Source organism: Herminiimonas fonticola, assembly GCF_040395855.1.
Taxonomy (GTDB): Bacteria; Pseudomonadota; Gammaproteobacteria; order Burkholderiales; family Burkholderiaceae_D; genus Oxalicibacterium; species Oxalicibacterium fonticola_A.
This window is the reverse complement of the sequence record NZ_JBEBPO010000009.1, coordinates 1-26,979: the sequence shown is the minus strand read 5'-3', so window position 1 is coordinate 26,979 and position 26,979 is coordinate 1. Positions and strand designations below refer to the sequence as shown.

24 protein-coding genes and 1 other RNA gene are annotated in these 26,979 nt (G+C 55.7%); 23 read left to right on the top strand and 2 right to left on the bottom strand.

The window, feature by feature from the left end:
• Positions 1–46: 46 nt before the first annotated feature.
• A complete protein-coding gene (locus ABWP27_RS02655; protein WP_353153116.1) occupies positions 47–1,459 on the bottom strand; it encodes an aminotransferase-like domain-containing protein in 1,413 nt (470 codons plus the stop codon).
• Between the two features lie 110 nt (positions 1,460–1,569).
• Between ABWP27_RS02655 and rnpB the strand changes: the two genes are divergently transcribed.
• The 21 genes from rnpB (at position 1,570) to lpxC (ending at position 22,646) form a co-directional block, all read left to right on the top strand.
• An RNA gene (gene rnpB, locus ABWP27_RS02650) (RNase P RNA component class A) lies at positions 1,570–1,892 on the top strand.
• A 137-nt stretch (positions 1,893–2,029) separates the two neighbouring features.
• Positions 2,030–2,518, top strand: a complete 489-nt coding sequence (locus ABWP27_RS02645; protein ID WP_353153114.1) for a DUF4124 domain-containing protein — start codon at positions 2,030–2,032, stop codon at positions 2,516–2,518.
• 144 nt (positions 2,519–2,662) lie between these two features.
• Positions 2,663–2,815, top strand: a complete 153-nt coding sequence (locus ABWP27_RS02640) for a DUF3096 domain-containing protein (protein ID WP_353153112.1) — start codon at positions 2,663–2,665, stop codon at positions 2,813–2,815.
• An 80-nt stretch (positions 2,816–2,895) separates the two neighbouring features.
• Positions 2,896–3,357 (top strand): DUF4124 domain-containing protein, encoded by a 462-nt coding sequence (locus ABWP27_RS02635; protein WP_353153110.1) that lies wholly within the window; start codon positions 2,896–2,898, stop codon positions 3,355–3,357.
• Between the two features lie 448 nt (positions 3,358–3,805).
• Positions 3,806–4,234: a division/cell wall cluster transcriptional repressor MraZ gene (mraZ, locus tag ABWP27_RS02630; RefSeq protein ID WP_353153108.1), complete on the top strand. Its 429-nt coding sequence runs from the start codon at positions 3,806–3,808 to the stop codon at positions 4,232–4,234.
• 7 nt (positions 4,235–4,241) lie between these two features.
• Positions 4,242–5,207, top strand: a complete 966-nt coding sequence (rsmH, locus tag ABWP27_RS02625; RefSeq protein ID WP_353153150.1) for a 16S rRNA (cytosine(1402)-N(4))-methyltransferase RsmH — start codon at positions 4,242–4,244, stop codon at positions 5,205–5,207.
• Positions 5,204–5,476, top strand: coding sequence for a cell division protein FtsL (ftsL, locus tag ABWP27_RS02620; RefSeq protein WP_353153106.1), 273 nt, complete (start codon positions 5,204–5,206; stop codon positions 5,474–5,476). Before rsmH ends, ftsL begins: the two co-directional genes overlap by 4 nt.
• The gene (locus tag ABWP27_RS02615; RefSeq protein ID WP_353153105.1) at positions 5,473–7,242 is read left to right on the top strand and encodes a peptidoglycan D,D-transpeptidase FtsI family protein; all 1,770 of its coding nucleotides are present in this window, start codon (positions 5,473–5,475) and stop codon (positions 7,240–7,242) included. Before ftsL ends, ABWP27_RS02615 begins: the two co-directional genes overlap by 4 nt.
• Positions 7,242–8,768 (top strand): UDP-N-acetylmuramoyl-L-alanyl-D-glutamate--2,6-diaminopimelate ligase, encoded by a 1,527-nt coding sequence (locus ABWP27_RS02610; RefSeq protein WP_353153104.1) that lies wholly within the window; start codon positions 7,242–7,244, stop codon positions 8,766–8,768. The genes ABWP27_RS02615 and ABWP27_RS02610 overlap by 1 nt, the downstream gene beginning before the upstream one ends.
• Positions 8,768–10,135: a UDP-N-acetylmuramoyl-tripeptide--D-alanyl-D-alanine ligase gene (locus ABWP27_RS02605; protein ID WP_353153102.1), complete on the top strand. Its 1,368-nt coding sequence runs from the start codon at positions 8,768–8,770 to the stop codon at positions 10,133–10,135. Before ABWP27_RS02610 ends, ABWP27_RS02605 begins: the two co-directional genes overlap by 1 nt.
• Position 10,136: 1 nt before the next feature.
• The gene (mraY, locus tag ABWP27_RS02600; protein ID WP_353153100.1) at positions 10,137–11,306 is read left to right on the top strand and encodes a phospho-N-acetylmuramoyl-pentapeptide-transferase; all 1,170 of its coding nucleotides are present in this window, start codon (positions 10,137–10,139) and stop codon (positions 11,304–11,306) included.
• 21 nt (positions 11,307–11,327) lie between these two features.
• The gene (gene murD / locus ABWP27_RS02595; protein WP_353153098.1) at positions 11,328–12,824 is read left to right on the top strand and encodes a UDP-N-acetylmuramoyl-L-alanine--D-glutamate ligase; all 1,497 of its coding nucleotides are present in this window, start codon (positions 11,328–11,330) and stop codon (positions 12,822–12,824) included.
• Positions 12,821–14,029 carry a putative lipid II flippase FtsW gene (gene ftsW, locus ABWP27_RS02590; RefSeq protein ID WP_353153096.1) on the top strand — a complete coding sequence of 403 codons (1,209 nt, stop codon included), beginning with the start codon at positions 12,821–12,823 and terminating at the stop codon, positions 14,027–14,029. The genes murD and ftsW overlap by 4 nt, the downstream gene beginning before the upstream one ends.
• Entirely contained in the window at positions 14,026–15,105 is a 1,080-nt protein-coding gene (murG, locus tag ABWP27_RS02585) for an undecaprenyldiphospho-muramoylpentapeptide beta-N-acetylglucosaminyltransferase (RefSeq protein ID WP_353153094.1), read from the top strand. The genes ftsW and murG overlap by 4 nt, the downstream gene beginning before the upstream one ends.
• On the top strand, positions 15,102–16,511 hold the full coding sequence (gene murC, locus ABWP27_RS02580) for a UDP-N-acetylmuramate--L-alanine ligase (RefSeq protein ID WP_353153092.1): 1,410 nt from the start codon (positions 15,102–15,104) through the stop codon (positions 16,509–16,511). Before murG ends, murC begins: the two co-directional genes overlap by 4 nt.
• Positions 16,512–16,513: 2 nt before the next feature.
• Positions 16,514–17,497: a D-alanine--D-alanine ligase gene (locus ABWP27_RS02575; protein ID WP_353153090.1), complete on the top strand. Its 984-nt coding sequence runs from the start codon at positions 16,514–16,516 to the stop codon at positions 17,495–17,497.
• Between the two features lie 16 nt (positions 17,498–17,513).
• The gene (locus ABWP27_RS02570; protein WP_353153088.1) at positions 17,514–18,281 is read left to right on the top strand and encodes a cell division protein FtsQ/DivIB; all 768 of its coding nucleotides are present in this window, start codon (positions 17,514–17,516) and stop codon (positions 18,279–18,281) included.
• 10 nt (positions 18,282–18,291) lie between these two features.
• On the top strand, positions 18,292–19,524 hold the full coding sequence (gene ftsA, locus ABWP27_RS02565; protein ID WP_353153086.1) for a cell division protein FtsA: 1,233 nt from the start codon (positions 18,292–18,294) through the stop codon (positions 19,522–19,524).
• A gap of 131 nt (positions 19,525–19,655) precedes the next feature.
• Positions 19,656–20,840, top strand: coding sequence for a cell division protein FtsZ (ftsZ, locus tag ABWP27_RS02560; protein WP_353153084.1), 1,185 nt, complete (start codon positions 19,656–19,658; stop codon positions 20,838–20,840).
• Between the two features lie 191 nt (positions 20,841–21,031).
• On the top strand, positions 21,032–21,535 hold the full coding sequence (locus ABWP27_RS02555; RefSeq protein ID WP_353153082.1) for a peroxiredoxin: 504 nt from the start codon (positions 21,032–21,034) through the stop codon (positions 21,533–21,535).
• Between the two features lie 175 nt (positions 21,536–21,710).
• Entirely contained in the window at positions 21,711–22,646 is a 936-nt protein-coding gene (gene lpxC, locus ABWP27_RS02550; RefSeq protein WP_353153080.1) for a UDP-3-O-acyl-N-acetylglucosamine deacetylase, read from the top strand.
• A 99-nt stretch (positions 22,647–22,745) separates the two neighbouring features.
• Here lpxC and ABWP27_RS02545 read toward each other — a convergent pair whose 3' ends face one another.
• Positions 22,746–23,246, bottom strand: a complete 501-nt coding sequence (locus ABWP27_RS02545) for a DciA family protein (RefSeq protein WP_353153078.1) — start codon at positions 23,244–23,246, stop codon at positions 22,746–22,748.
• 48 nt (positions 23,247–23,294) lie between these two features.
• On the opposite strand from ABWP27_RS02545, the gene ABWP27_RS02540 reads away from it, so the two are divergent.
• Together ABWP27_RS02540 and secA are read left to right on the top strand one after the other, a co-directional pair.
• On the top strand, positions 23,295–24,239 hold the full coding sequence (locus tag ABWP27_RS02540) for a M23 family metallopeptidase (RefSeq protein WP_353153076.1): 945 nt from the start codon (positions 23,295–23,297) through the stop codon (positions 24,237–24,239).
• A 261-nt stretch (positions 24,240–24,500) separates the two neighbouring features.
• A partial coding sequence (secA, locus tag ABWP27_RS02535) for a preprotein translocase subunit SecA (protein ID WP_353153074.1) occupies positions 24,501–26,979 on the top strand: 2,479 nt, incomplete at its 3' end.

The following is a 26,979-nucleotide window of genomic DNA, read 5'->3' as shown; positions in this document are numbered from 1 at the left end:
GCGTTGGAACCGGATCAAATTGATGCTATGCGTACGGTTGAAGTCTTCACGCGTTTTGTACCAGCCGGCCTAGTGTTGCCAGTGCGGCTTCGGTGCGCGCATCCCATGTATGGCCGTAATTCAGGCGTATGCAATTGGTAAAACCCTGATGTGCAGAAAAAATCGGCCCCGGTGCAATGCTGATGCCATGCGATAGCGCTTGCCGGTGCAACGTCAATGCATTGACTGCCTGCGGTAATTCCACCCATAGAAAATAACCGCCCCTGGGCCGCGTAGCTTGCGTGCCGGGTGGGAAGTGGCGTGCGATGGCTTCCATGAATTGCGTTTGCTGCAGCGCCAGCGTGTGTCGCAAATGGCGTAAATGCCGGTCGTAGCCGCCTTTTTCCAGATAGGCGGCGAGCGCTGCCTGTGCAGGCGCCGAGGCTGCCAGCGTAGTGGTTAATTTGTGTCGTGCGACAGCGCGCGTATAGCGTCCCGGCGCCGCCCAGCCGACGCGATAGCCAGGTGCCAGGCATTTTGAAAACGATGAGCAGTGCATGACCAGGCCTTTGGTATCGAAGGCTTTGGCCGGCATTGGACGCTTGTCGCCGAAATACAGTTCGCCGTACACATCGTCTTCGATCAGCGGTACATCGTATTGCGTCAATAGCGCGACCAGATCACGTTTTTTTTCTTCCGGCATCAGGCTGCCGAGCGGATTCTGGAAATTGCTCATCAGCCAGCAGGCTTTGGGTTGATGCCGTTTCAGCGCGCGCGCCAGCGCCGCGAGATCTATGCCTTCGCGCGGATGGGTCGGTACTTCTATTGCTTGCAAGCCATTGCGTTCCAGCGATTGCAGTGCAGCGTAAAAGGTCGGTGATTCGACCAGTACCGCGTCGCCGGGGCGCGTGACTGCCATCAGACACAGATTCAGGGCATCGAGCGCGCCGTTGGTGATGACGATTTCATCGGGCTGCACATGCAGGCCGTCGGTCAGATAACGTAAGGCGATCTGGCGGCGCAATTGCGGATTGCCCGGTGTCAGGTCATCAACCGTGCTCCACGGGTCGAGTTGCTGCACGCTGGATGCCATTACTTTTGCCAGCCGCGCCAGCGGGAACAGCAAGGGACTGGGAAAGGCGGAGCCGAGCGGCACCACGTCACGCATTTTTGCCGATTCCAGTACTTCAAATACTAGTTCGCTGATATCGACCGGAGAGGAATCTTCATCCGGTTGTGAGGCCTGTTCCGGTTCCGGCGGCAATTTGCGTGCATCGCCGACGACGTAATAACCGGAGCGTTCACGCGCCCGGATCAGGCCGCGCGCTTCCAGCAGGTAATAGGCCTGAAACACGGTCGATGGACTGACGGCGCGGCTGATACTCGCTTGTCGCACGGATGGCAGGCGATCACCCAGACGGAGTACGCCATCCTGTATGGATAGGGCAATGTCGGCGGCCAGCGTTTCGTACAGTTTCATGCGGTCTGTCTTTATCTGGAAGAATGGCGGCGCGTTTTCATGCTGCGAACTGCGTGCATGATAAAACATTATTCAGGCTCCCCGTTGCGCAGTGGACTACAATGGCGGCTGAAGCAGGCCAAGACAACCGCTGGCTGTCATTTCGGTGATGGCGGGAGGAAGGTCCGGACTCCATAGAGCAGGGTGACGGTTAACGGCCGTCCGCCGCGAGGCGAGGAATAGGGCCACAGAGACGAGCGTATTAAGTTACGGTGAAACGCGGTAACCTCCACCCGGAGCAATTTCAAATAGGCACGCGTTGATGTTGCTCGCGGAGCGTGCGGGTAGAAAGCTTGAGCCGTGGAGTAATTCACGGCCTAGAGGAATGGTTGTCATAGCAAATGGGCTTGCTCATTTGCCGTAACAGAATCCGGCCTATCGGCTTGCTTCAACTTATACAAAGGCGGTGCGATTGTTCGCATCGCCTTTTTCTTTGTGCAAGACGTTTGTTGTGCTCAACGTGCAGGAAACATCCATTACTGGTCATGCTATAAAGGTGATGGAAATTCTTCCGCATCGGGAGGCAATCTGATGGCGATCAAGCAATTGGCAATGCTGTTGGTCTTTTCCGTGTTCAGCGCAGCGGCTGCTGCGGCAGATATATATCGGTGGGTGGATGAAAATGGGCGGGTTTCGGTCTCGGATCAGGTGCCGGCGCGTTATCGTGGCGTTGCGACGAAAATCGATACCAGTGCTGCGGATATTTCTGACCACCAGCGCCAGCAGGCAGTGGAGCGTGCGGGCCGGGAAAGGCTGCGAGCCAGGGAAAGTATTGAAGCTGCCAACACTGCACCGGTGCAAGCCAAGGCCGGCGAACTGAAGCCATTGCCGAACGCAAATGAAAGCGAGTGTGATGCATTGATACGTGCATATCGCGAAAGCGAGGAGTGCTTTGCTCCATTCAAGCTGCGTGAGGCGGATGGCAGTTTGCGTCAGGATGGTGCCGTGCGTGAAGAGGCGTATCGTTACTGCACGTCGATTCCAGCACCTTTCGATAAATGCGTATTGCCCGCTCAGTAAATTGATAGTGCAATTGCCTTGTACGCGCTTCTCAATAGGGCCTTGTCATTCAATACAGAACATAAGCCGATGGGGTAAGCTAGCTAAAGGCAAGTTAAAAAGCATGCACGTTCGATGCATGATGATTTCAAGAAAAGGAATTTCATGAATTTACATATTACTCTGGGCCCTCTGGTTTCCCTCATTGCAGGCGTTTTGATCCTGTTGATGCCGCGTCTGTTGAATTTGATTGTGGCTGTCTACCTGATTGTCATCGGCTTGATCGGCTTGTTCGGAACCGGTTCGTTCCTGAGGTAATGATGCTGACGTCACTGACGCACGCGATTTGCGTGCTTGTTTTATCGTATTGACTACGGTGCTGGAGAAGTGAGGCAATCATGACTATCCGGATAGCGTTTTTGTTCATTTGTACGCTGCTTGTTTCAAACACGTATGCGGCCGATATATATCAATGGGTCGATGAGAGCGGACGTACCCAGGTCTCCGATGTTGTGCCTGCACGGTATAAAAATGTGGCAACCAAGGTCGACACCAGTGCGTCAAAAGTGGATGAGCGCCAGCGCCAGGAGGCGCTCAAACGTGCGGCAAAAGAGCGGCAACTGGCAGAACAGCCGCCTGCCAAGGCAGCGACTCAGCCTGTCACTCCGGCCGGCGGGCAGATTCGGGCAGAGAAAAAGTTTGGCGCTGAGTCTGATTGCGAGCAAAAGCTGCGCGCCTATCGCGCCAGCCAGGAATGCTTCGCTCCCTACATTACCAAGTTCGGTATGCATGGTGATGCCGAAAAATACTGTACCGCTGTGCCGGATCCGACACCTGAGTGCGGCATTCCGAGCGAATAATTGCCGTCAATCGGAGTGCAATCTGCGCTTCTGATGTTTCATCCGGGCGCCTGCTCACACATCACCGAACATTTCGCGCGCTTGGTTCACTGTGCTGAACCAAGTGCCGATTTCTCCACTTGGCATTGTCATCGTCAACAAATATTTGCCGGTTTGAAGCAGCTTCAATTCCTTCATACACATGTGTTTATGTGATGTTGCACTTTCAGTGTCTGCGATAAGTGCTTAATTCTTTGAGGAATTCTGTGATCATGTTACTTCAGCGCATTACGCTAAGTCCTTAATTTCATTGAAAAAAACCTTGTTTTTAACCCTGAATATCGCTTGACCGCGTATATAGCATCCTCTAAAGTGGGCGACAGTGTGAAAAAGTGTTTATTTGTGGGTGTTTTTGGCCGCAAAGTAAAACGCAGATCACCATGAACGCATACTAAAAAAGGATTTCAGGGTGTTTCAAGGCGCGTCTTCTCTCAATCTCGATGCCAAAGGCCGGATGACTATTCCAGCCCGGCATCGTGACGCATTGCTTTTGCAGTGCGAGGGCCGCATCACCCTGACCAAACATCCTGACGGTTGTTTGCTTCTCTTCCCGCGTCCCGTGTGGGAAAAGCGTCGCGAAGAGATTGCCAAATGGCCGATTTCCGCACGTGCCTGGCAACGCATCTTTCTCGGTAATGCCTCCGATGTCGATTTCGACAGTGCCGGTCGCATCCTGATCGCGCCCGAGCTGCGGTCTGCAGCCGGCCTGACGCGTGACGTGATGATGATGGGCATGGGCGGCCATTTCGAAATCTGGGATGCGGCCAAGCTGGCTGAGAGCGAATCGAATGCGATCGCTGCCGGCATGCCCGATGTCTTAAACGATTTTTCTTTCTGACGCCGTGATGAATGTAGAAGCGGTGCAGCAATACCAGCACCGTACGGTGCTGCTGGATGAGGCGGTCGATGCGCTGTTGCTGGAAGGTGATCGTGCGAATGGCATGTACATCGATGGCACTTTCGGGCGCGGCGGTCACAGCCGGAAAATTCTGGAGCGTTTGGGTGTTGATGGCCGTTTGCTGGCGTTCGACAAGGATACGCAAGCCATTGCGAATGCCGCGACCATTGCTGACAAGCGTTTCGATATCGTGCACGACAGTTTTGCAACTTTAAGTACGGCATTGGCAGCTCGCGGTATAGCGCAGGTAAATGGGGTGTTGCTGGATCTGGGAATCTCATCGCCGCAGGTCGACGATGCGACACGTGGTTTCAGCTTCCGTGCGGATGGCCCTCTGGACATGCGCATGGATACGACCAGAGGCATGTCGGCAGCGGAATGGCTGGCAACGGAAACCGAACAAAAAATCGAGAAAGTGATACGAGAATATGGGGAAGAACGGTTTGCTTTTCAGATTGCAAAGGCGATTGTTGCTGGCAGGGCAGTCCAGCCAATTTCAAGCACACGACAGCTTGCCGAGATCGTGGCACGCGCCGTCAAAACCCGCGAGAAAGGCAAGGACCCGGCCACTCGCACCTTTCAGGCTATCCGGATTTTCATCAATCAGGAGCTTGAAGAACTCGAAGTAGTTTTAAGCGAAGCGTATCGACATTTGGCTCCGCACGGGAGATTGGTTGTGATCAGCTTTCATTCATTGGAAGATCGCATCGTCAAGCAGTTCATGGCAGGCAAAGCCAACGTGCCGCAGCCGGACCGCCGCCTGCCGATTCGTGCCGTCGATCTGCCGCAACCTGAAATGAAATTGATTGCCCGGGTAAAACCTTCTGCGGCTGAAATCAGCGCCAATCCGCGCGCGCGTTCGGCTGTGATGCGTATCGCCGAACGTCTGCCGGCTGCCGGAGCGGCATCATGAGCGGGCGCATCAGTTTTTTTCTCACCTGCATTCTGGTGGTGTGCGCCTTGTCGGTGGTGAACGCACACTATAAATTCCGCAGTCTGTTCATCGAACTTGAGCGTGCGCAGGCGCAGGCGCGTCAGCTGGACATCGAGTGGGCGCAATTGCAGCTTGATCAATCGACGCTGGGCAAACATGCGCGTATCGAATTCAATGCGCGCCGCGATTTGCGCATGGTGCCGGTGTCGCCTGCCAGCACGCAATACCTGACGACGGGGGAGAAATGACGCGTACTAGCTCGCGTACTTCCCGCACCGCCGCTTCCAAAGGCGTGCCGTTCGCTTCCAACCCGGTGCTGGCGACGAAGTTACCGGCCTGGCGTTCACGCATTGTGCTGTTCCTGATTTTTGCCGCCTTCCTGGCGTTGGCCGGACGCGCGCTCTGGCTGCAGGGTATGTCGACCGATTTTCTGCAAAAGCAGGGTGCTTCGCGTTATGCGCGCACGCTGGAATTGCCGGCCACACGCGGCAAGATTACCGATCGCAACGGTCAGGTGCTGGCTTCTTCGATTCCGGTGCGCGCGGTTTGGGCGATTCCGGAAGATGTGCTGGAAGCACCGAAAGATAAATTGCGCCAGCTGGCCAAGTTGCTCGACATGAGCGAGCGCGATTTGAACAGAAAGCTGGATTCCGATCGCAGTTTTGTCTATCTGAAACGTCAGGTGGAACTGGATACGGTCGACAAGATACTCAAGCTCGGCATTGCCGGCATCGATACCCGCAAGGAATACAAGCGCTACTACCCGGAAGGTGAAGTCATGGCGCATGTCGTCGGCTTTACCAATGTGGAAGACAAGGGGCAGGAAGGCATGGAGCTGGCGTTTCAAAAAACGCTGGCCGGCGTGACCGGTAATCGTCGCGTCATCAAGGATAGATTGGGCCGCATCGTCGAAGATATTGAATCGGTGCGCGAACCGCACGATGGCAAGGATCTGGCCTTGTCGATAGACAGCAAGATCCAGTACATCGCTTTTTCCCAATTGAAAGAGGCGGTAGAGCAAAGCAAAGCCAAGGCGGGTGGCATTGTCGTGCTTGACGCCAAGACTGGTGAAGTACTGGCATTGGCTAATTTACCGACCTACAATCCAAACAACCGCTCGGTGCTGACCGGCGCGCAATTACGCAATCGCGTATTGACCGACACTTTCGAGCCAGGCTCGACGCTCAAGCCTTTCACCATCGCATTGGGGCTGGAACACAAGTACATCACGCCGAATACGATGATCCAAACCGCACCGGGCAAGCTGAAGATCGGTACGGCGACGATCGGTGATGCACATGCAGGCGGATTATTGTCCGTGTCGCAGGTGATTGAAAAATCATCCAACGTCGGTACCGCCAAGATCGCACTGGAAATGCAACCGCAGGAAATGTGGGACATGTTTACTTCGGTCGGATTCGGGCAGCAGCCAAAAGTCGGATTCCCCGGCGCAGTGGCGGGTCGTGTGCGTCCATACAAATCGTGGCGCCCGATTGAGCAGGCGACCATGAGCTACGGCCACGGCATTTCAACTTCCCTGCTGCAGATTGCACATGCCTACATGATTTTTGCGCGCGATGGCGAAATGATCCCGCTGACCTTTCAGCGTTCCAGCGATCAACCCATCAGTCAGCGCGTGATCAGTGAAAAAAATGCGCGGCTGACGCGCGGCATGCTGGAAATGGCTGCCGGCCCGACCGGTACCGCACCGCGGGCGCAGGTGCCGGGTTATCGGGTAGCCGGTAAAACCGGTACTGCCTACAAACTGGAAAAAGGTCAGTACGTCAAAAAATACGTGGCGTCTTTCGTCGGCTTTGCGCCGGTTTCCGATCCGCGCATCATCGTTGCCGTGATGATCGATGAGCCGAGTGCCGGCAAGCATTACGGCGGCCAGGTTGCTGCGCCGGTATTCTCGGCAGTGACGGCGAATGCATTGCGTGCAATGAACGTAGCGCCTGATTCCAGCGTCACCAACATCATCATTCCGGCCGATGCCGCCCAGGAGAACATGTAATGTCCGCCCTGACGCACACCGCATTGACGGAAATTCTCGCCTGGTTGCAAGCTGCAGCGCCAGTAGCCGAATTGGCCTCCGATTCGCGCAGCATCGGCAAAGGCGATGTCTTCCTTGCCTATCCTGGCGATGAAGCGGATGGTCGTGCCTATATTTCCGATGCCATCGAACGTGGCGCACAAGCCATTCTGTATGAAGCGGCTGACTGCAACTGGCATGAAGAATGGAATGTGCCGCATCTGGCCATCGATAACCTGAAAGCGTACGCTGGCGTCATTGCCGCTGCCTATTATGGCCACCCGGATCGCACGATGTTTACCGTTGCCGTCACTGGCACCAATGGAAAAACTTCGTGCAGTCAATGGCTGGGCAATGCCTTGTCGCGTCTGGGCCAGCCGACTGCCGTGATCGGCACGCTGGGCGTAGGCATATTCACTCATGGCGAACATGGTGCCTTCAATGTAACCGGTTACACCACGCCGGATGCCGTGTTGCTGCAGCGTGAGCTGGTGAATATGCGTCATGCCGGCGCCACTGCATTGGCGATTGAAGCGTCTTCGATCGGCTTGCATCAGGGGCGCTTGTCCGGCATGCATTTCGATATGGCCCTGTTCACCAATTTCACACGCGATCATCTGGATTATCACGGCGACATGGCGGCGTATGAAGAAGCCAAGGCAGTGCTGTTCGACTGGCCGGGCTTGCGCCACGCAGTGGTGAATCTGGACGACGCCATGGGTGTGCGCGTGGTCGAACGTTTGCAACGTCGGCAGCCTGGCGTCGGCATCACCGGCTATTCATTGACGAATCAAAGTGCTGCCGACATCGCCCTGCTCAGCGCCAGCGACATTCGCAGCACGCACGCCGGCACCAGCTTCCAGCTCACATCGAAGTTCGGTGTAGCACAGGTTAAAACGCAATTGGTTGGCGAATTCAATGTCAGCAATGTGCTCGGCATTATCGGCATCCTGCTGGCAAAAGGAATTGCCTTGAACGCGGTGATTGCGGCAGTCGAGGCGCTGACATCCGTTCCCGGCCGCATGCAGCAGCTCGGTGGCGGTGAAGCACCGCTGATCGTGATCGATTATGCGCATACGCCGGATGCGCTGGAAAAAACCCTGGCGACCCTGCGCGAAGTGGCTAACGAGCGCGGCGGTGAATTGTGGTGCGTGTTCGGTTGCGGCGGCGATCGCGATGCAGGCAAGCGTCCGCAAATGGGCAAGGCAGCGATGGCAGCCGATCACATCATCGTGACCAGCGACAATCCGCGTTACGAAGAACCGGCCACCATCATTGCGCACATTATGGCCGGTATAGATGCTGACAAAAATGCGCCGCACATCATGGAAGATCGCGCCACGGCGATTCTGTATGCAGGCAGGAATGCGGCGAAGCAGGATGTCATCCTGCTGGCCGGCAAAGGCCATGAGGCGTATCAGGAAATCAAGGGCCGCAAGCAGCCGTTCCTCGATGCCGATCATGCCGCACTGGCATTGTCTGCGCGCGTGATGCAGGGAGCGAGCTGATGAAAGCCACCTTGAACATGCTTCAGGCAGCGATCAAGAATGCGACCGCGAGCAGCGATGCCGCGTTCGACGGCGTGTCGACTGACAGCCGCAATGTGGCCGCCGGCAATTTGTTCGTCGCCTTGCGCGGCGAACGTTTCGATGCACATGCATTTCTGCCGCAAGTGGCAGAACGCAAGGTCGCTGCTGTCGTTGCGGAAACCATTCCTGCCGGCTTGAATGTTCCCGCACTGATCGTACCGGATACGCGCATTGCGCTCGGTGAGATGGCCTGCTACTGGCGCCGGCAATTCAATTTGCCGCTGATAGGCGTGACCGGCAGCAATGGCAAGACCACCGTCAAGGAAATGATCGCCGCGATTCTCGATGCCGCTTTCGGTACGGATAACTATCTGGCGACGCGCGGCAACTTCAATAACGACATTGGCGTGCCGCTGACGCTGATGCGTTTGAATGCAGCGTGCAAGGCAGCAGTGATTGAGCTGGGCATGAATCATCCTGGTGAAATCGCCGTGTTGTCGGCGATTGCACAGCCCACGGTCGGGCTGGTGAACAATGCGCAGCGCGAGCATCAGGAATTCATGGAGAGCGTGGAAGCTGTTGCCAGGGAAAATGGCGCAGTACTTGCCAGCTTGCCTGCAGATGGCACGGCCGTGTTCCCGGCCGACGATCCATTTACGCCGCTGTGGCGCGAATACGCAGCGCAACGCAAGATGCTGACTTTCGGTTTTTCGGACGATGCAGATGTGCGTTGCACTTACGTGGCGAATGCCTTCGGCAGCGATTTGTCGATCACTGCAGACAAACAAGAATTTACCGTCGCCTTGTCGGCTGCCGGTGTGCACAACGTGCGCAATGCGCTGGCCGCGATTGCCTGCACACTGGCAATCGGTATTGCAGCGGATGCGATCGTGCGCGGCCTGCAAACCTTTGCGCCGGTCAGCGGACGCTTGCAACGCAAGATTGCGGCCAGTGGCGCATTGGTGATCGACGATACCTATAACGCCAATCCGGATTCGGTGCGTGCTGCGATCGACGTGCTGGCGCAGACTGCATCGCCGCGCATCCTGGTGCTGGGCGACATGGGTGAAGTCGGTAGCGACGGCCGTCAATATCACGAAGAAATCGGCGCGTATGCGCGTGCAAACGGAATTGAGCATGTACTCACGCTGGGTGAATTGGCGCGTCACACCGTCAGCGCATTCGGTGCCGGCGCGCAGCATTACGACAGCGTGGAAACATTAAACGATGCACTTGCAGCGATCTTCGCTGCAGATGCAACGGTGCTGGTGAAAGGATCGCGTTTCATGAAAATGGAACGCGTGGTACAGCATTTGCTCGGACAACAAACTCAGGAAGCCCACTAATATGCTGCTCTGGCTGGCACAACATTTTCAGGATGAAATCGGACCGTTGCGGGTCTTTAATTTCATTACCTTTCGCGCCGTGTTTGCGACCTTGACGGCGCTGGCTATCGGTCTGTTTTTTGGCCCGATGGTCATCCGCATGCTGCAGCGCCTGAAGGTCGGACAGGCTGTGCGTACCGACGGACCGCAAACGCATCTGATCAAAAGCGGCACACCGACCATGGGTGGTGCATTGATTTTGCTGGCGATCGGAGTTTCGACCTTGCTGTGGACCGATCTCAGCAATCGTTTCGTCTGGGTCGTGCTGATCGTGACACTGGGTTTCGGCGCTGTGGGCTGGGTCGATGATTACCGCAAGGTGGTCTACAAGGATCCCAAAGGCATGGCTTCGCGCGAAAAATACATGTGGCAATCGATTATCGGTTTGTTCGCGGCTGTCTATCTGGCGTTTTCGGTTTCTGCACCCAGCAATTCGCAATTCCTCGATCTGTTTGTCGCCTGGGTGCAATCGGGCTTCAGCATGGACTTGCCGCCGAAAGCGGATTTGATCGTGCCATTCTTCAAAACCATCAGCTATCCGCTGGGTGTGTGGGGCTTTATCGCGCTGACGTATTTCGTCATCGTCGGCACCAGCAATGCGGTCAACCTGACTGACGGCCTGGATGGCCTGGCGATCATGCCGACCGTGATGGTCGGTACGGCGCTGGGTTTGTTTGCCTACCTCACCGGTAGCGTCACTTACGCCAAATACCTGTTCATTCCGCATATTCCGGGTGCCGGCGAATTGATTATTTTCTGCGGTGCGATGGCAGGTGCAGGTCTGGCCTTCCTCTGGTTCAACGCGCATCCGGCGCAAGTGTTCATGGGTGATGTCGGTGCACTGGCATTGGGCGGTGCACTCGGCACCATCGCCGTCATCGTGCGGCAGGAAATCGTGCTTTTCATCATGGGCGGCGTATTCGTGGTGGAAACGCTGTCGGTGATGATCCAGGTTGCCTACTTTAAATACACGAAGATGCGCACCGGTACCGGCCGCCGCATCTTGCTGATGGCGCCGCTGCATCATCACTTTGAACAAAAAGGCTGGAAGGAAACACAGGTCGTCGTGCGTTTCTGGATCATCACGATGATGCTGGTGCTGTTTGGTTTGTCCACATTGAAATTACGCTAAGCGTGAGAGAAACATATAAAGATGAATTACGCAGGTAAACATGTTCTGGTGCTAGGGCTCGGTGAATCCGGGCTGGCGATGGCGCAGTGGCTGGTCCGCTGCGGCGCGTCGCTGCGCGTGGCGGATACGCGCGCGCAACCGGATCGTTTGCCGCAATTGCGCGCACTGGCGCCGACGGCTGAATTCATTGCCGGCACTTTCGACGCTGCCTTGCTCGATGGTATCGATTTCGTTGCGGTCAGCCCGGGGCTGATGCCTGTGCGTGAACTGGCAGCACTGATTCCTGTTGCGGAAGAAAAGGAAATTCCGCTGTGGGGCGAAATCGAATTGTTTGCGCAGGCGCTGGCGGCGCTGAAGGAAGAAAGAAATTACGCGCCGAAAGTCATCGCAATTACCGGCACCAATGGCAAGACGACCGTCACCAGCCTGGTCGGCTTGCTGTGCCAGCGCGCCGGACTGAGTGTGCAGGTCGCCGGCAACATCAGCCCGGCTGCACTGGACAGGCTCGATCAGGCAGTGGCTGACGATCAATTGCCGCAAGTGTGGGTGCTGGAGCTGTCGAGTTTCCAGTTGCATTTCACCTATAGCCTGCAGGCAGATGTGGCGACGGTATTGAATCTGACGCAAGACCATCTGGACTGGCACGGCGACATGGCTGCCTATGCTGACGACAAGGCGCGTATTTTCGGCAGCAGCACGGTACGCGTACTCAATCGCGACGATGCGCTGGTCATGCAAATGGCTTTGCCATCTGCCACGGTTATCACCTTCGGGGCCGATGAAGCAGAGCAGGCAGATTGCTTCGGCCTGGCCGATGAAAACGGCATGCGCTGGCTGTCGGTAGCGGTAGCGGAAGAAGAGTTGCCGCAAAAACGTCGCAAGAAAGAGAACGTCGAACTGGCGATCTCGACGAAAAAACTGATGCCGGTGGATGCGCTCAAGATACGCGGGCAGCACAATGCGATCAATGCCTTGTCGGCGCTGGCCCTGTGCCGTGCGATCGGCTTGTCGTTTGCACAGTTGCTGCACGGCTTGCGCGAATATCACGGTGAACCGCATCGCGTTGAGCATGTGATGACTATCGGTGGTGTCGAGTATTACGACGACAGCAAAGGCACCAACGTTGGTGCCACGGTAGCGGCATTGAATGGTTTGGGCGTCAGTCAGGATGGCGGCGCAAAGCATTTGGTCCTGATCGCCGGCGGCGATGGCAAGGGACAGGATTTTTCGCCGCTGGCTGATCCGGTCGCGAAATATGCGCGCGCCGTTGTGTTGATCGGCAAGGATGCAGCAAGCATCCGTGCTGCGATTGCAGCTACCGGTGTTGAATTGACCGATTGCATGACGCTGGAAGAAGCGACGCAGAAGGCGGCAGAGCTGGCACAGGCCGGTGATGCAGTGTTGCTGTCGCCGGCTTGCGCCAGTCTCGACATGTTCAGGAATTATGCGCATCGCGCGCAAGTGTTTGTCGATGCCGTGCGTGAAATCGGTTTGTCGCGCGGCGAGGTTGCGATATGAAATTCGCCTTCCCATCATTTTCCAGTGCAGCGGCCAAAAAAGCCGTGACCAGTCTCGACCAGCGCTCGAAGATGATGGCCTACGACCAGCCTTTGGTATGGGTCGTGGTGTTGCTGATGCTGTTCGGCATGGTGATGGTGTATTCGGCTTCGATCTCGCTGCCGGATTCACCGAAGTACGCACGTTACGACAATGCGCATTTCGTGACGCGGCAGGCGATGTTCATCAGTGTTTCGCTGATTGCCGGTTTGCTGGCCTTCCGCGTGCGGATGGAAACCTGGCAGAAACTTGCGCCTTACCTGTTCGTCGCGACGCTGATTCTGCTGGTGCTGGTGCTGGTACCTGGCGTCGGCAAGGGCGTTAACGGTGCGCGTCGCTGGTTGTCGTTCAAGGTCTTCAATCTGCAGCCGTCTGAATTGATGAAATTGTTCGTCGTGCTGTACGCCGCCGATTACACGGTGCGCAAGCAGCAGGTGATGCACAAGCTGACCAAGGGTTTCATGCCGATGACGCTGGCGATCGGCTTCGTCGGCCTGCTGTTGTTGCTGGAACCGGATCTGGGCGCTTTCGGCGTGATCGTCTGCATCGCGATGGGCATCCTGTTTTTGGGCGGTATCAACGGCATCTGGTTCGGTGGCATAGGCGCGACGCTGGTCGGTATTTTCAGCATGGTGATCTTGCTGTCGCCGTGGCGTCGCGAGCGTATTTTTGCGTATCTGAATCCGTGGGAAGAAGAAAACGCGCTTGGCAAGGCATATCAATTGTCGCACTCGCTGATTGCATTCGGGCGTGGCGAGTTGTTCGGTGTCGGGTTGGGCGGCAGTGTCGAAAAACTGCATTACCTGCCGGAAGCGCATACCGATTTTCTGCTGGCAGTGATCGGAGAAGAGCTTGGTTTTGTCGGCGTCTTTGTGGTGATCGCTCTGTTTTACTGGATCATCAAGCGCTCGTTTGAAATCGGCCGGCAGGCGATTGCAATGGATTTGACCTTTGCGGGTCTGGTCGCCAAGGGAATCGGCATCTGGATCGGCGTGCAGGCGTTCATCAACATGGGCGTGAATCTCGGCCTGTTGCCGACCAAGGGTTTGACCTTGCCGCTGATGAGTTATGGCGGCTCCGGCGTATTGATCAATTGCATAGGTCTCGCGATTCTGTTGCGCATCGATTACGAGAACCGCGTGTTGATGAAAGGCGGTCGCATATGAATAAGCGGCTGTTGATCATGGCAGCCGGTACCGGCGGCCACATTTTCCCGGGCCTGGCGATTGCCGACACGATGCAGTCGCGCGGCTGGGAAGTGACGTGGCTGGGTACCGAGCATGGTATGGAGCGCGATCTGGTGCCGAAGAGCGGTATTGCGATGGATACGATTTCCTTTTCCGGTTTGCGCGGCAAAGGCTTGCGTCATACGGTCACGGGCATGTTCCGCCTGCTGGCCAGTTTCGGCACCTGCTTCTCGATTCTGGCGCGGCGCAAGCCCGGCGTCGTACTGGGTATGGGCGGTTACGTGACGGTGCCGGGCGGCTGGATGGCGAAATTGCGCGGCATACCGCTGGTATTGCTGAATGCCGATGCCGCCTTGCTGTTATCGAACAAGACGCTGACGCCGATTGCGCAGCGTGTGCTGTTCGGTTTTCCGGCAGATTTTGGCAGCGCAGCTGACAAGGCGCTGGTGACAGGTAATCCGGTGCGTGCTGAAATCAGTGCGCTGATGCCGCCGGCACAGCGCTATGCGCAGCACAGCGGTGCGCTGAAAATTCTGGTGGTGGGCGGCAGTCTGGGCGCGCAGGCATTGAATATGGCGCTGCCGACGGCGCTGGCCCTGATTCCGGCGGAGCAACGCCCGCTGGTGACGCATCAGTCCGGCAAGAAAAATATCGATGACTTGCGCGCACGCTATGCACAAGCCGGCGTGGCAGCGGAAGTGGTGGATTTTATTGATGACATGCCGCGCCGTTATGCGGATGCGGATCTGGTGATCTGTCGCGCCGGTGCAATCACCGTTTCCGAGTTGACGGCAGCCGGCGTGGCCAGCGTACTGGTGCCTTTGCTGGTATCGACCACCACGCATCAGCGCGATAACGCGCGCTGGATGGAACAGCAACAGGCGGCGATTCATTTGCCGCAAAGCGAATTGACGGCACCTAGTCTGGCGGACCTGCTGCAAAACATGACGCGTGAAAAATGCAAACAGATGGCCGAAGCAGCGTATGCGAACGGCCGGCGCGATGCGAATGCCGCCATCGCCGATGTACTTGAAAAGTTAGTGAAGAACATATGAAGCACAAAGTCAAAAATATTCATTTCGTCGGAATTGGCGGCAGCGGGATGAGCGGCATCGCAGAGGTGTTGCTGAATCTCGGCTATACCATTTCCGGCTCCGATCTGGGCAGTAATGCGGCGACGCGCCGTCTGGTTGAACTGGGTGCCAAAGTGACACTCGGACACGCAGCAGAAAACATCGCCAATGCCGATGCGATCGTGACATCGACCGCAGTCAAGCAGGACAATCCGGAAGTGGTTGCGGCGCGTGAAAAACATATTCCCATCGTGCCGCGCGCGATGATGCTGGCTGAACTGATGCGTTTGCGACGCGGCATTGCGATTGCCGGTACGCATGGCAAGACCACGACGACCAGTCTGGTCGCCAGCGTATTGGCCGAAGGCGGACTGGACCCGACGTTTGTGATCGGCGGCTTGCTGAACAGCGCGGGTGCAAATGCCAAACTCGGCACCGGCGAATTCATCGTGGCGGAAGCCGATGAATCCGATGCTTCCTTCCTGAACCTGTCGCCGGTGATTGAAGTCATCACGAATATCGATGCCGATCATATGGAAACGTATGAGCACGATTTTGAAAAACTAAAAACGGCCTTCGTCGAATTCACGCAGCGTCTGCCGTTTTACGGCGTTGCGGTACTGTGCCTGGACGATGCGACCGTACGTGAAATCATGCCGCGCATTTCCAAGCTGATCACGACGTACGGTTTTCATGAAGATGCGATGGTGCGCGCTGTCGATGCCAAAGCGGTGGATGGTCATATGCAGTTCACAGTGATTCAGAAGGGTTATGCACCTATGCAGGTCAGTCTGAATCAGCCTGGCATGCATAACGTGCAGAATGCCTGTGCCGCAGTGGCGATTGCGCGTGAGCTAGGTGTAGACGATAAGGCGACGCAAAAGGCGCTGACGGAATTCAACGGTGTCGGCCGTCGCTTTACCCGTTATGGCGAAATAAATATTCGGGACGTCAACGGCAAGCCTGCTGGCTCGTTTGCTCTGGTGGACGATTACGGTCATCACCCGGTGGAAACGGCAGCAACGATATCAGCAGCGCGCGGCGCGTATCCGGGCCGTCGCCTGGTGCTGGCATTCCAGCCGCATCGATATACCCGCACACGTGACTTGTTCGAGGATTTCGTCAAGGTGCTGTCGACTACCGACATGCTGTTGCTGGCAGAAGTGTATGCCGCCGGTGAGCAACCTATCGTTGCCGCCGATGGTCGCACGCTGGCACATGCATTGCGTGTGGCCGGCAAAGTCGATCCGGTATTCGTTGAGCAGATCGCCGACATGCCATCGACCATCATGAATATTGTCAAGGATGGCGATGTCGTGATTACGATGGGTGCAGGTTCGATCAGCGGTGTACCGGCCAAGTTGAAGCAAATGCAGGATCAGGTTTAAACATGACGACAACAGGACAAAATTTGAAAACGGAATTCGGCAAGGTCGGCGTGTTGTTCGGCGGGCGTTCTGCCGAGCGCGAAGTGTCCTTGATGTCGGGCAAGGGTGTGCTGGCGGCGCTGCAAAGCAAAGGCGTGGATGCACATGCCTTCGATCCGGCCGAGCGCAGTCTGGCCGAATTGGCGGCGGAAAAATTCGATCGCGTGTTCATTGCCTTGCACGGCAGCTACGGCGAAGACGGCACTTTGCAGGGCGCGCTGGAGCAGTTGGGTATTCCTTATACCGGCCCCGGCGTGATGGCGTCGTCGATCGCGATGGATAAAGTGATGACCAAGCGTATCTGTCTGAGCCAGGGTGTGCCAACGCCAAAATTCACCGTACTGGATGCGCAGCACACGACCATCGATCAATTGCATGCAGTAGCTGCAGAGTTCGGTATGCCGCTGATGCTGAAGGCGCCGCATGAAGGTTCGACCATCGGTATTGCGAAAGTGGAGGCAGCGGATGGCATGCAGGCCGGTTTCGATCTGTGCGCCAAATACGATGAGGTGGTGCTGGTCGAACAGTTCATCAAGGGACGTGAACTGACAGTGCCGGTAATCGGCAGCGGCCGTAATGCGCGCGCCTTGCCCATCGTCGAGATACGCGCACCGCAAGGCAACTACGATTACGAACACAAATACTTCAGCGACGATACGCAATACCTGTGTCCGGCACCGTTTGACGAAGCTTTCACCAAGCGCGTGCAGGCATTGGCGGTCAGCGCATTCAATGCCATCGGTTGCGTCGGCTGGTCGCGTGTCGATTTCATGGTGCGCGAATCGGACAATGAGCCTTTCCTGCTGGAGATCAATACGTCGCCCGGCATGACCAGCCATTCGCTGGTGCCGATGTCGGCCAAGGTGGCGGGTACCGGTTATGAAGATTTGTGCATAGAGATTTTGCGTTCCGCAAAAACCGAATTGAAACCGTCACACAACGTTTAGGACGATAGAGCGCGCTATGTGGCAAGACATCAAAATGCTGAATGCAACCGCCAATGCCCTGTTCGGGCTGGTTGCGCTCGCACTGATTTCTGCCTGCCTGTGGTGGGTCGCGCAAAGGCCGTACTTTACGCTGAAGGTCATTCGCATCGAGGGTGCGGAACAGGCGCAATTGCGCCACATTAATCCGCTCACGGTGCGCAGTACGGCTTTGTCGCGCATCAAGGGAAATTTCTTTACCGCGAATCTGGAATCGGTAAGGCAGGCGTTTGAAGCGGTGCCGTGGGTGCGCAAGGCCACCGTGCGTCGCGAATGGCCGAACCGCTTGACGGTGATGCTGGAAGAGCACACGCCGCTTGGGACCTGGGGCGAAGACGGACGGTTGCTGTCGACCAAAGGCGATGTATTTACCGCCAATCTGGCCGAAGCGGAAGAGGATGCAGAGCTGCTGGCATTCAACGGCCCGCTGGGCAGCGAGAAGGAAGTGGTCGCCAGATTGAACGATTTGAACGCATGGTTTGCACCCATGAATGTGACAGTGGAAACGCTGTATCTGTCCGGGCGTTATGCGTGGACGATGAAGTTGAGCAATGGCGTGACGGTAGAGTTGGGCAGGGAGAAAAGCAGTACGACCTTGAAGGAACGTGTGGAGCGACTGGTGGGAATTTATCCGCAATTGCTTGCACGCTTGCAGGACAGAATTGAAAGTATCGATATGCGTTATCCGAACGGTCTGGCCTTGCAGGCGCAAGGACTGAAAGTCGGATCTGAGAGTAAAAAAAAGTAAGCGGAAAAACATGACAAAAGACGCAAAAAACCTGATCGTTGGTCTCGACATCGGCACCTCGAAAGTAGTGGCCGTGGTGGCGGAGGTGATGCCGAATGGACGTCACGAGGTGATCGGTCTGGGCCAGCACGAATCGCGCGGCTTGAAGAAGGGCGTGGTCGTCAATATCGAGGCGACAGTCGAATCGATACAGCGTGCACTGGAAGAGGCCGAGCTGATGGCCGATTGCAAGATACGCAATGTGTTTACCGGCATCGCCGGCAATCACATCCGCAGCTTCAATTCCAGCGGCATGGTAGCGATCAAGGACAAGGAAGTCACGGCGACCGATGTTGCACGTGTGATTGAAACGGCGAAGGCGGTCAACATTCCGACCGATCAGCAATTGCTGCATACGGTGCCGCAGGAATTCATTGTCGATAATCAGGAAGACGTGCGTGAACCAATCGGCATGAGCGGCATCCGACTCGAAGTGAAAGTGCACATCGTCACCGGTGCAGTTTCTGCCGTGCAGAACATCGTCAAATGTATACGTCGTTGCGGTCTGGAAGTGTCCGATCTGATTCTGCAGCCGATGGCATCTGCCGAAGCGGTGCTGACGCCGGATGAAAAAGAACTGGGTGTGGTGCTGATCGACATCGGCGGCGGGACGACAGATGTTGCGATTTTCACCGAAGGTGCGATTCGTCATACGGCAGTGATCCCGATTGCCGGCGACCAGATCACCAACGACATTGCAATGGCCGTGCGCACACCGACGGCGGAAGCGGAAGAAATCAAGCTGCGTTACGGCATGGCCAAGCAGGTGCTGGCCGATCCGGGCGAAACGCTGGAAGTGCCGGGTCTGGGCGATCGCGGTACGCGCGCCTTGTCGCGCCAGGCGCTGGCGGCGGTTATCGAACCACGCATCGAAGAGCTGTTCTCGCTGGTGCACCAGGTGGTGCGCGAATCCGGTTACGAAGAAGTGCTGTCGTCCGGCATTGTCTTGACCGGTGGCACCTCGATGATGCCCGGCATGGTGGAATTGGCAGAAGATATTTTCCTGAAGCCTGCGCGTTTGGGTACGCCCGAATACAACGGCCAACTGGCAGATGTAGTACGTAGTCCGCGTTATGCAACAGTGTTGGGTTTGTTACTGGAAGCGAAGAAGCAGTATCTGCGCGGACACATCGTCACGCGTCAGGATGGATCGGCAACCGCGATTTTCCGTCGTATGAAGGAATGGTTCCTGGGTAATTTTTAAGTTTTGGTTTTTAAGTTCTGTTTTTGGTTTTTTAAATTTTAATTTTGTATTAACCCGCAGTTAGCAGTTGCTAGTCGTCACACCGCGTGAGGATTAGCAACTGGAAACTGCAACTTCTTTAAGGAAATATCATGGAAATCGATATGCTCGAAAATGTGGCACAAGGGACCGTGATCAAGGTGGTTGGCGTCGGCGGTGCGGGTGGCAACGCGGTGCAACACATGATCAACAGAGGCGTATCCGGCGTGGAGTTCATCGTCGCCAATACCGATGCGCAAGCGCTGCAATTGTCGAAGGCGCATAACGTCATTCAAATCGGTGAAACCGGTTTGGGTGCCGGTATGAAGCCTGCAGTCGGCCGTCAACTGGCTGAAGAAACCCGTCCGCGTATCGAAGACGCATTGCGCGGCGCGCACATGGTTTTCATCGCAGCAGGCATGGGCGGTGGTACTGGTACCGGCGCCGCACCTATCATTGCGCAAATCGCGCGTGAACAGGGTGCATTGACGGTGGCTGTGGTTTCCAAGCCTTTCTCGTACGAAGGCCAGAAGTGCATGGACATCGCCGATGAAGGTCTGGAAGCGCTGGGCCAGCATGTCGATTCGCTGATCATCATCCTGAATGAAAAACTGGAAGAGATCTATGAAGACGACAGCATGATCGAATGGCTGCAACACGCCGATGACGTGCTGAACAACGCGGTGGCCGGTATTGCCGAAATCATCAACGTTCCTGGTCACATCAACGTCGATTTCAATGACGTGAAAACCATCATGGGCGAGCAAGGCAAGGCAATGATGGGTACCGCAACAGCGCATGGCGTTGACCGTGCACGCATTGCAGCGGAACAGGCAGTTGCTTCGCCTTTGCTCGACGGTATCGATTTGTCCGGTGCGCGCGGTGTGCTGGTTAACGTTACCGCCAGCCGCAGCCTCAAAGGTAAGGAAATCAAGGAAGTCATGGCAACCGTGCGTGCATTCGCTGCACCTGATGCATCGATTGCGCAAGGTATCGCGTACGACGATGAAATGGGCGACGACATCCGCGTTACCGTAGTTGCGACCGGTCTGGGTCGTGCGCGTAAAGGCGTGCAACTGGTGCAAACACCAATGTTGCGCACCGGTACGCACAATGAGCCGATGATGGCCAACACCGGCATGATGCAGGGCAGCGCCCAGCCGGCGGCTTCGTTTGACGGTTTGAAGGCGCCGGCAGTATGGCGCCGTGAATCGGCGTCGGACACCGTGCGCGCACTGGAAAAGAACGGTATGGAAACCTATGACATTCCAGCCTTCCTGCGCAAACAGGCTGACTAAGCAAGCAGCCTTACTGACTTCCTGCTGATTTCTGCCGCGTTTTTTCTGTTGCCGGCAGGCAGTTTGATGCAAGTTATCAAACTGCCTGCAAAAACAGTCAGAACAAGGCATACTTCGGTTTCTACGCCGCGCCCCGTGCGCGGCGTTTTCTAATCGGCACTGCCGTTATAAATCAATCAAAGGAATTCGCAATGACAATCAAAATTGGTGATCAGCTGCCAGAAGCGCGGCTCGCAGAGTATGTCGACGTAGCAAGCGAAGCTTGTTCCGTTGGTCCAAGCAAAGTCATGGTGCACGAAGCAACCAAAGGCAAAAAAATCGCAATTTTCGCAGTGCCAGGCGCATTCACGCCAACCTGCTCCGAAACACACGCGCCTGGTTACATCAAGGCAGCGGACCAGTTCAAAGCCAAAGGCGTTGATGAAATCTGGTGCATCTCGGTAAACGATCCATTCGTCATGGGCGCATGGGGCCGTGACCAAAAAGCAGCCGGTAAAGTGCGTTTCATCGCTGACGGCAGCGGCACCTTCACCAAGGCGCTGGGTCTGGAATTCGATTTGACCAAGGGCGGCCTGGGTGTACGTTCGCAACGTTATTCGATGCTGGTGGAAGACGGCGTCGTCAAGCAATTGAACGTGGAAGACAGCGGTCATCTGGAAGTATCGACAGCAGAAAAATTGCTGGAACAAATCTAAGCTTCACGGTTTCCGTGCAAGCATGAGAAGCGGCGCCCAGGGCGCCGTTTTTATTTTGTGCAAGAGAATGAGGCTGGTCGGGCAACTTCCTTGTGCTCGCATGGCTGTTGTTTTCCGCGCAATATGGCCGGTGGCCGCGATGTCTGTTTCAAGGTTTGATTGCTATAATCTTGTGATGTTAAAACAACGCACCATCAAACAATTAGTCAAGTCCGTCGGCGTAGGCCTTCATTCCGGAACCAAGGTGGAATTGACGTTGCGTCCAGCTCCTGTCGATACTGGCATCGTGTTCTATCGCGTCGATCTTGATCCGGTGGTGGAGTTGCCCGCGCAAGCGCTGCGCGTCGGCGATACCCGCATGGCTTCCACCTTGCAGGAGGGCGATGCCAAGGTATCGACGGTCGAACACCTGATGTCGGCCTGTGCCGGCCTTGGTATCGATAATCTGTATGTCGACCTGACAGCAGAAGAAGTACCTATCATGGATGGCTCCGCATCGTCCTTCGTGTTCCTGTTGCAGCAAGCCGGTTTGCAGGAACAGGAAGCGGCCAAAAAATTCATCCGCATCAAGAAAACGGTGGAAGTACGCCACGGCAGTGGTGAGCGCGAAATCTGGGCGCGACTGGAGCCGTATGAAGGTTTCAAGCTCAAGTTCTTCATCGAATTCAATCATCCTGCCGTCGATGCCACTGGTCAGACTGCGGAAATCGACTTCAGTTTTGAATCGTATGTAAAAGATGTGGCGCGTGCGCGTACCTTCGGTTTCATGCAGGATATGGAAACCCTGCGCGGCATGGGCCTGATCCGCGGCGGCTCGCTGGAAAACGCGATCGTGATGGATGAATATCGGATTCTCAATACCGACGGCCTGCGTTACGACAATGAATTCGTGCGACACAAGATTCTGGATGCGATCGGCGACCTGTATCTGGTCGGTCATCCATTGATTGCCAGCTACAACGCACACAAATCCGGCCATATGTTGAACAATCTGCTGGTGCGCGCCTTGCTGGAACAGCCTGATGCTTATGAAATCGTCACCTTCGACCGGATTGAAGCGGCGCCCAAAGACTATGCGCGCCAGGCCGGGCTGGAGTGGGTGCTGAACTGACGGTCTGACGTCTGCGAAACGGCAGGCGTCATGCGGTATCGCGGCACTCATGTCGCAACGGCGTCTGTTCTATCTTCGTTTTTGAATGTGCTTCTGACTTTATTTCGCGCTGCGATGATGCTGCATCATTGCAGCGAGTGCATTCTTCAATGCCTGGTTGCGTGGTGAGTCTTCCAGTGCCGCATTGAGTTCGGAAAATGCCGAAAGGGCTTGCGTCGGCAGCACCAAAGGGGTGGAAGCTGTTGATTTTGCAAGTGTTTTGCTTACTTGCACTTTGAGGCGGATTGAATTAATCTGCCAACCCCGCTGCAGCAATTCGTCTTGCAGTTTTGGACATTGCTGCTTCAGTCTCGCAGCCAGTGCCGCATTCGGTACGGACAGAACCAGCTGGTCTGCCTCGAATTGCAATACAGCGCAATGAATAAACATGGCTGGCAACGCTGCCGCACAGTCTTTTTGCAGTGCGGCCATACGCGTGATGGACGGCATGAGCGCCGCCATCTTGTCGTGGGAACGTAGAAATTCCGCAGCACCCTTTGCATTTTTTTGCGAAGGAGTGTTTTGCTTGAAAGGGGTAAATGAAGGTGCGCGCATCGTCATGAAACCTTATCACACCTCGCTGCCGACCGGCGAGGCAAGGGAGTCGCGATGCAGATTATTTTGTTGCACCCACGTTTTACCCATGCCAAATCCGTCACTCTGACGCATCGGCACCTGATGCTGGGTGTTGCCGGTTTGGTGGTGGCGCTTTTGCTGATGACGTCTTTGCTGTTCTATCTGGTGTCCAGCAATGCGGCGCATATGCCATCGCCATTGCGTGAAATGTTCACCGCGAACGCGCAAGGCGACGAAGCGCAAAAAGAAAAATTCCTTAAAGAGAATCTGGCCTTGATGGCGCGCCGTGTCGGCGAGATGCAGGCGCAGTTGATGCGTCTGGATGCGCTCGGCGAGCGCGTGCAGGGCCTGGCCGGCGTCAAGCCGAGCGAATTCAATTTCAAGGAAATGCCTGGACGTGGCGGCATGGAACCCATGGACAGCACGAGCAGTCGTGATCTGACTGTATCCGAATTCAAGGCGCTGCTTGATGCGATGGCGCATGATGTGGAACGGCGTGCCGATTACATGAATGTCGTTGAATCAACACTCATGAGCGACAAGATCAAATCCAAGTTGCTGCCGACCAGCCAGCCAGTCAACGTCAGCTATAACGCCTCGACTTTCGGCCGGCGCCTCGATCCTTTTTCCGGGCGCAGTGCCATGCATGAAGGCATCGACTTTGCCGCGCCTATCGGCACGCCGATTCTGGCGGCAGCAGGTGGCGTTGTGACCGTCGCTGAATTTCATCCGCAATACGGCAACATGATGGAGATCGATCATGGTAACGATATGATCACGCGTTATGCGCATACCTCGCGGTTGTTGATGCAGGTCGGCGATATTGTGCGACGCGGCCAGCATATTGCAGATATCGGCACTACCGGCCGCTCGACCGGGCCGCATCTGCACTTCGAGGTGCGCATCAAGGGCGTGGCACAGGATCCGCACAAGTTTCTGCTGGCAGGTGCCAATCAGGCCAGACTTGCGGCTAAATGACGGTGATAGCCATGTATTTGGCGGTATCCTGTAGTGAACGTCGTGGTCGTTGCTGATAAGCGAATGTCAATATAGTCTGCATTGAACGCGTCGGATCGGCATCGCTTTCAGCAAGTAGCTATTGTTTCCGGACTGATAAGCCCAATATGCCGGAAAGCACATGATAAAATCCACAATTTAGCCCAGCCCAATTTGATGCAGTCCAAGTGAGTTTTCTTGCTGTATCCAGTTGTTTCAAGGCGCCTTTTTTAGAATCCAAGCATGTCATTACTGACTCAGATTTTCGGTAGCCGCAATCAGCGCTTACTCAAGCAATATCAAAAGACCGTTCGTGAAATCAATGCCCTCGAGCCGGCGATGGAACAGCTATCGGATGCTGCCTTGCAGGCCAAGACGCCGGAATTCAAGGAGCGTCTCGCCAAGGGTGAGGATATAGACAATCTCCTGCCGGAAGCGTTTGCCGTTTGCCGCGAAGCCAGCAAGCGCGTCTTGAAGATGCGCCACTTCGATGTGCAGCTGATAGGCGGCATGACGCTGCATTACGGGAAAATTGCAGAGATGGGCACGGGCGAAGGCAAGACCCTGATGGCGACGCTGCCGACCTATCTGAATGCGCTGGCCGGCAAGGGTGTCCACGTCGTTACCGTCAATGATTATCTGGCACAACGCGATGCCGAATGGATGGGCACGCTGTACGGCTGGCTCGGTCTGTCGACCGGCGTCAATATGTCGCAGATCGATCACGATGCCAAGCAGATTGCCTACAGCTCCGATATTACGTATGGCACGAATAACGAATTCGGTTTCGATTATCTGCGCGACAACATGGTCTACGATACGGCCGATCGCGTGCAGCGCGACCTGCATTTTGCCGTCGTCGATGAAGTCGATTCGATCCTGATCGATGAAGCGCGTACGCCGCTGATCATCTCGGGCCAGGCAGAAAACCATACCGAGCTGTATCACAAGATCAATGCAGTGCCGCCTCTGCTGACGCTGCAGATCGGCGAAGAAACGCCGGACGGCAAAGGCACGGTAGAAGTGCCGGGCGATTACACCAAGGATGAAAAAGCCCATCAGGTATTGCTGACTGAAGCAGGGCATGAAAAAGCCGAGCAGATTCTGACGAGCATGGGTTTGTTGCCGGAAGGCGCATCGCTGTACGATGCCGCCAACATCACCCTGATCCATCATTTGTATGCGGCATTGCGTGCACACACGCTGTATCACAAGGATCAGCATTACGTGGTGCAGAACGATGAAGTCGTGATCGTCGATGAATTTACCGGCCGTCTGATGACAGGTCGTCGCTGGTCCGATGGCTTGCACCAGGCGGTGGAAGCCAAGGAAGGTGTGCGGATTCAAAACGAAAATCAGACACTCGCGTCGATCACGTTCCAGAACTACTTCCGCATGTACAGCAAGCTGGCCGGCATGACCGGTACGGCTGATACCGAAGCCTACGAATTCCAGGAAATCTACGGCCTCGAAACGGTGGTGATTCCGCAAAACCGCCCGAACCAGCGCAAGGATAGGCAGGATCAGGTTTACAAATCATCGGAAGAAAAATACGGTGCAATGCTGAAGGATATTCAGGATTGCTACGAGCGCGGTCAGCCGGTACTGGTTGGTACAACCTCGATTGAAAATTCCGAACTGTTGTCCGGTATTTTGAATAAAGCCAACTTGCCGCATAACGTGCTGAACGCCAAGCAGCATGCGCGCGAAGCAGAAATCATTGCGCAAGCAGGCCGTCCCAAGGCAATCACGATTGCAACCAATATGGCCGGTCGCGGTACCGATATCGTGTTGGGCGGCAACGTCGGCAAGCAAGTGCAGATCATCGAAGCCAATGATGCCTTGAGCGAAACCGAAAAAACGGCGCAGGCACAAAAACTGAGCGATGAATGGCAATCGCTGCACGACCAGGTGGTTGCTGCCGGCGGTCTGCACATCATCGGTACCGAACGTCATGAATCGCGTCGCGTCGATAACCAGTTGCGCGGTCGTGCCGGTCGTCAGGGCGATCCGGGTTCTTCGCGTTTCTATCTGTCGCTGGACGACGCCTTGCTGCGCATTTTTGCCGGCGACCGCGTGCGCGCCATCATGGACAGGCTGAAAATGCCGGAAGGCGAACCGATTGAAGCCGGCATCGTGTCGCGTTCGATCGAATCGGCACAGCGCAAGGTGGAAGCACGCAACTTCGATATCCGCAAGCAATTGCTCGAATACGATGACGTCGCCAACGATCAGCGCAAAGTGATTTATCAGCAGCGTAATGAGTTGCTTGAGACGCAGGATGTGTCCGAGTTGATTACTTCATTGCGCCAGGGCGTCTTCGCCGATTTGTTCCGTACTTATGTCCCTGAACAGTCGATGGAAGAGCAGTGGGATTTGAAGACGCTGGATGAGCTGGTTCGTAATGAATGGCAAGTTGATTTTTCGCTGGCCGACGTACTGGCAGCCGAGCCGAACATCACGGACGAGGAATTGCTCGAACGTTTGCTGCAGGTAACCGATGCTGCATATGAAGCAAAAGTTGCCATCGTCGGTCGGGAATCGTTCGGCGGTTTCGAGCGCGGTGTGATGTTGCAGTCGGTCGACTCGAACTGGCGTGAACATCTGGCCGCACTGGATCATCTGCGCCAGGGTATCCATTTGCGCGGCTATGCGCAAAAGAACCCGAAGCAGGAATACAAGCGCGAAGCGTTCGAGCTGTTTGGCCAGATGTTGAATCTGA

Excerpts from the sequence above, each read along its gene's own strand:
- ABWP27_RS02655 (WP_353153116.1), bottom strand. The coding sequence starts at position 1,459 with ATGAAACTGTACGAAACGCTGGCCGCCGACATTGCCCTATCCATACAG.
- ABWP27_RS02645 (WP_353153114.1), top strand. The coding sequence starts at position 2,030 with ATGGCGATCAAGCAATTGGCAATGCTGTTGGTCTTTTCCGTGTTCAGC.
- ABWP27_RS02640 (WP_353153112.1), top strand. The coding sequence starts at position 2,663 with ATGAATTTACATATTACTCTGGGCCCTCTGGTTTCCCTCATTGCAGGC.
- ABWP27_RS02635 (WP_353153110.1), top strand. The coding sequence starts at position 2,896 with ATGACTATCCGGATAGCGTTTTTGTTCATTTGTACGCTGCTTGTTTCA.
- rsmH (WP_353153150.1), top strand. The coding sequence starts at position 4,242 with ATGAATGTAGAAGCGGTGCAGCAATACCAGCACCGTACGGTGCTGCTG.
- ftsL (WP_353153106.1), top strand. The coding sequence starts at position 5,204 with ATGAGCGGGCGCATCAGTTTTTTTCTCACCTGCATTCTGGTGGTGTGC.
- ABWP27_RS02615 (WP_353153105.1), top strand. The coding sequence starts at position 5,473 with ATGACGCGTACTAGCTCGCGTACTTCCCGCACCGCCGCTTCCAAAGGC.
- ABWP27_RS02610 (WP_353153104.1), top strand. The coding sequence starts at position 7,242 with ATGTCCGCCCTGACGCACACCGCATTGACGGAAATTCTCGCCTGGTTG.
- ABWP27_RS02605 (WP_353153102.1), top strand. The coding sequence starts at position 8,768 with ATGAAAGCCACCTTGAACATGCTTCAGGCAGCGATCAAGAATGCGACC.
- mraY (WP_353153100.1), top strand. The coding sequence starts at position 10,137 with ATGCTGCTCTGGCTGGCACAACATTTTCAGGATGAAATCGGACCGTTG.
- murD (WP_353153098.1), top strand. The coding sequence starts at position 11,328 with ATGAATTACGCAGGTAAACATGTTCTGGTGCTAGGGCTCGGTGAATCC.
- ftsW (WP_353153096.1), top strand. The coding sequence starts at position 12,821 with ATGAAATTCGCCTTCCCATCATTTTCCAGTGCAGCGGCCAAAAAAGCC.
- murG (WP_353153094.1), top strand. The coding sequence starts at position 14,026 with ATGAATAAGCGGCTGTTGATCATGGCAGCCGGTACCGGCGGCCACATT.
- murC (WP_353153092.1), top strand. The coding sequence starts at position 15,102 with ATGAAGCACAAAGTCAAAAATATTCATTTCGTCGGAATTGGCGGCAGC.
- ABWP27_RS02575 (WP_353153090.1), top strand. The coding sequence starts at position 16,514 with ATGACGACAACAGGACAAAATTTGAAAACGGAATTCGGCAAGGTCGGC.
- ABWP27_RS02570 (WP_353153088.1), top strand. The coding sequence starts at position 17,514 with ATGTGGCAAGACATCAAAATGCTGAATGCAACCGCCAATGCCCTGTTC.
- ftsA (WP_353153086.1), top strand. The coding sequence starts at position 18,292 with ATGACAAAAGACGCAAAAAACCTGATCGTTGGTCTCGACATCGGCACC.
- ftsZ (WP_353153084.1), top strand. The coding sequence starts at position 19,656 with ATGGAAATCGATATGCTCGAAAATGTGGCACAAGGGACCGTGATCAAG.
- ABWP27_RS02555 (WP_353153082.1), top strand. The coding sequence starts at position 21,032 with ATGACAATCAAAATTGGTGATCAGCTGCCAGAAGCGCGGCTCGCAGAG.
- lpxC (WP_353153080.1), top strand. The coding sequence starts at position 21,711 with ATGTTAAAACAACGCACCATCAAACAATTAGTCAAGTCCGTCGGCGTA.
- ABWP27_RS02545 (WP_353153078.1), bottom strand. The coding sequence starts at position 23,246 with ATGACGATGCGCGCACCTTCATTTACCCCTTTCAAGCAAAACACTCCT.
- ABWP27_RS02540 (WP_353153076.1), top strand. The coding sequence starts at position 23,295 with ATGCAGATTATTTTGTTGCACCCACGTTTTACCCATGCCAAATCCGTC.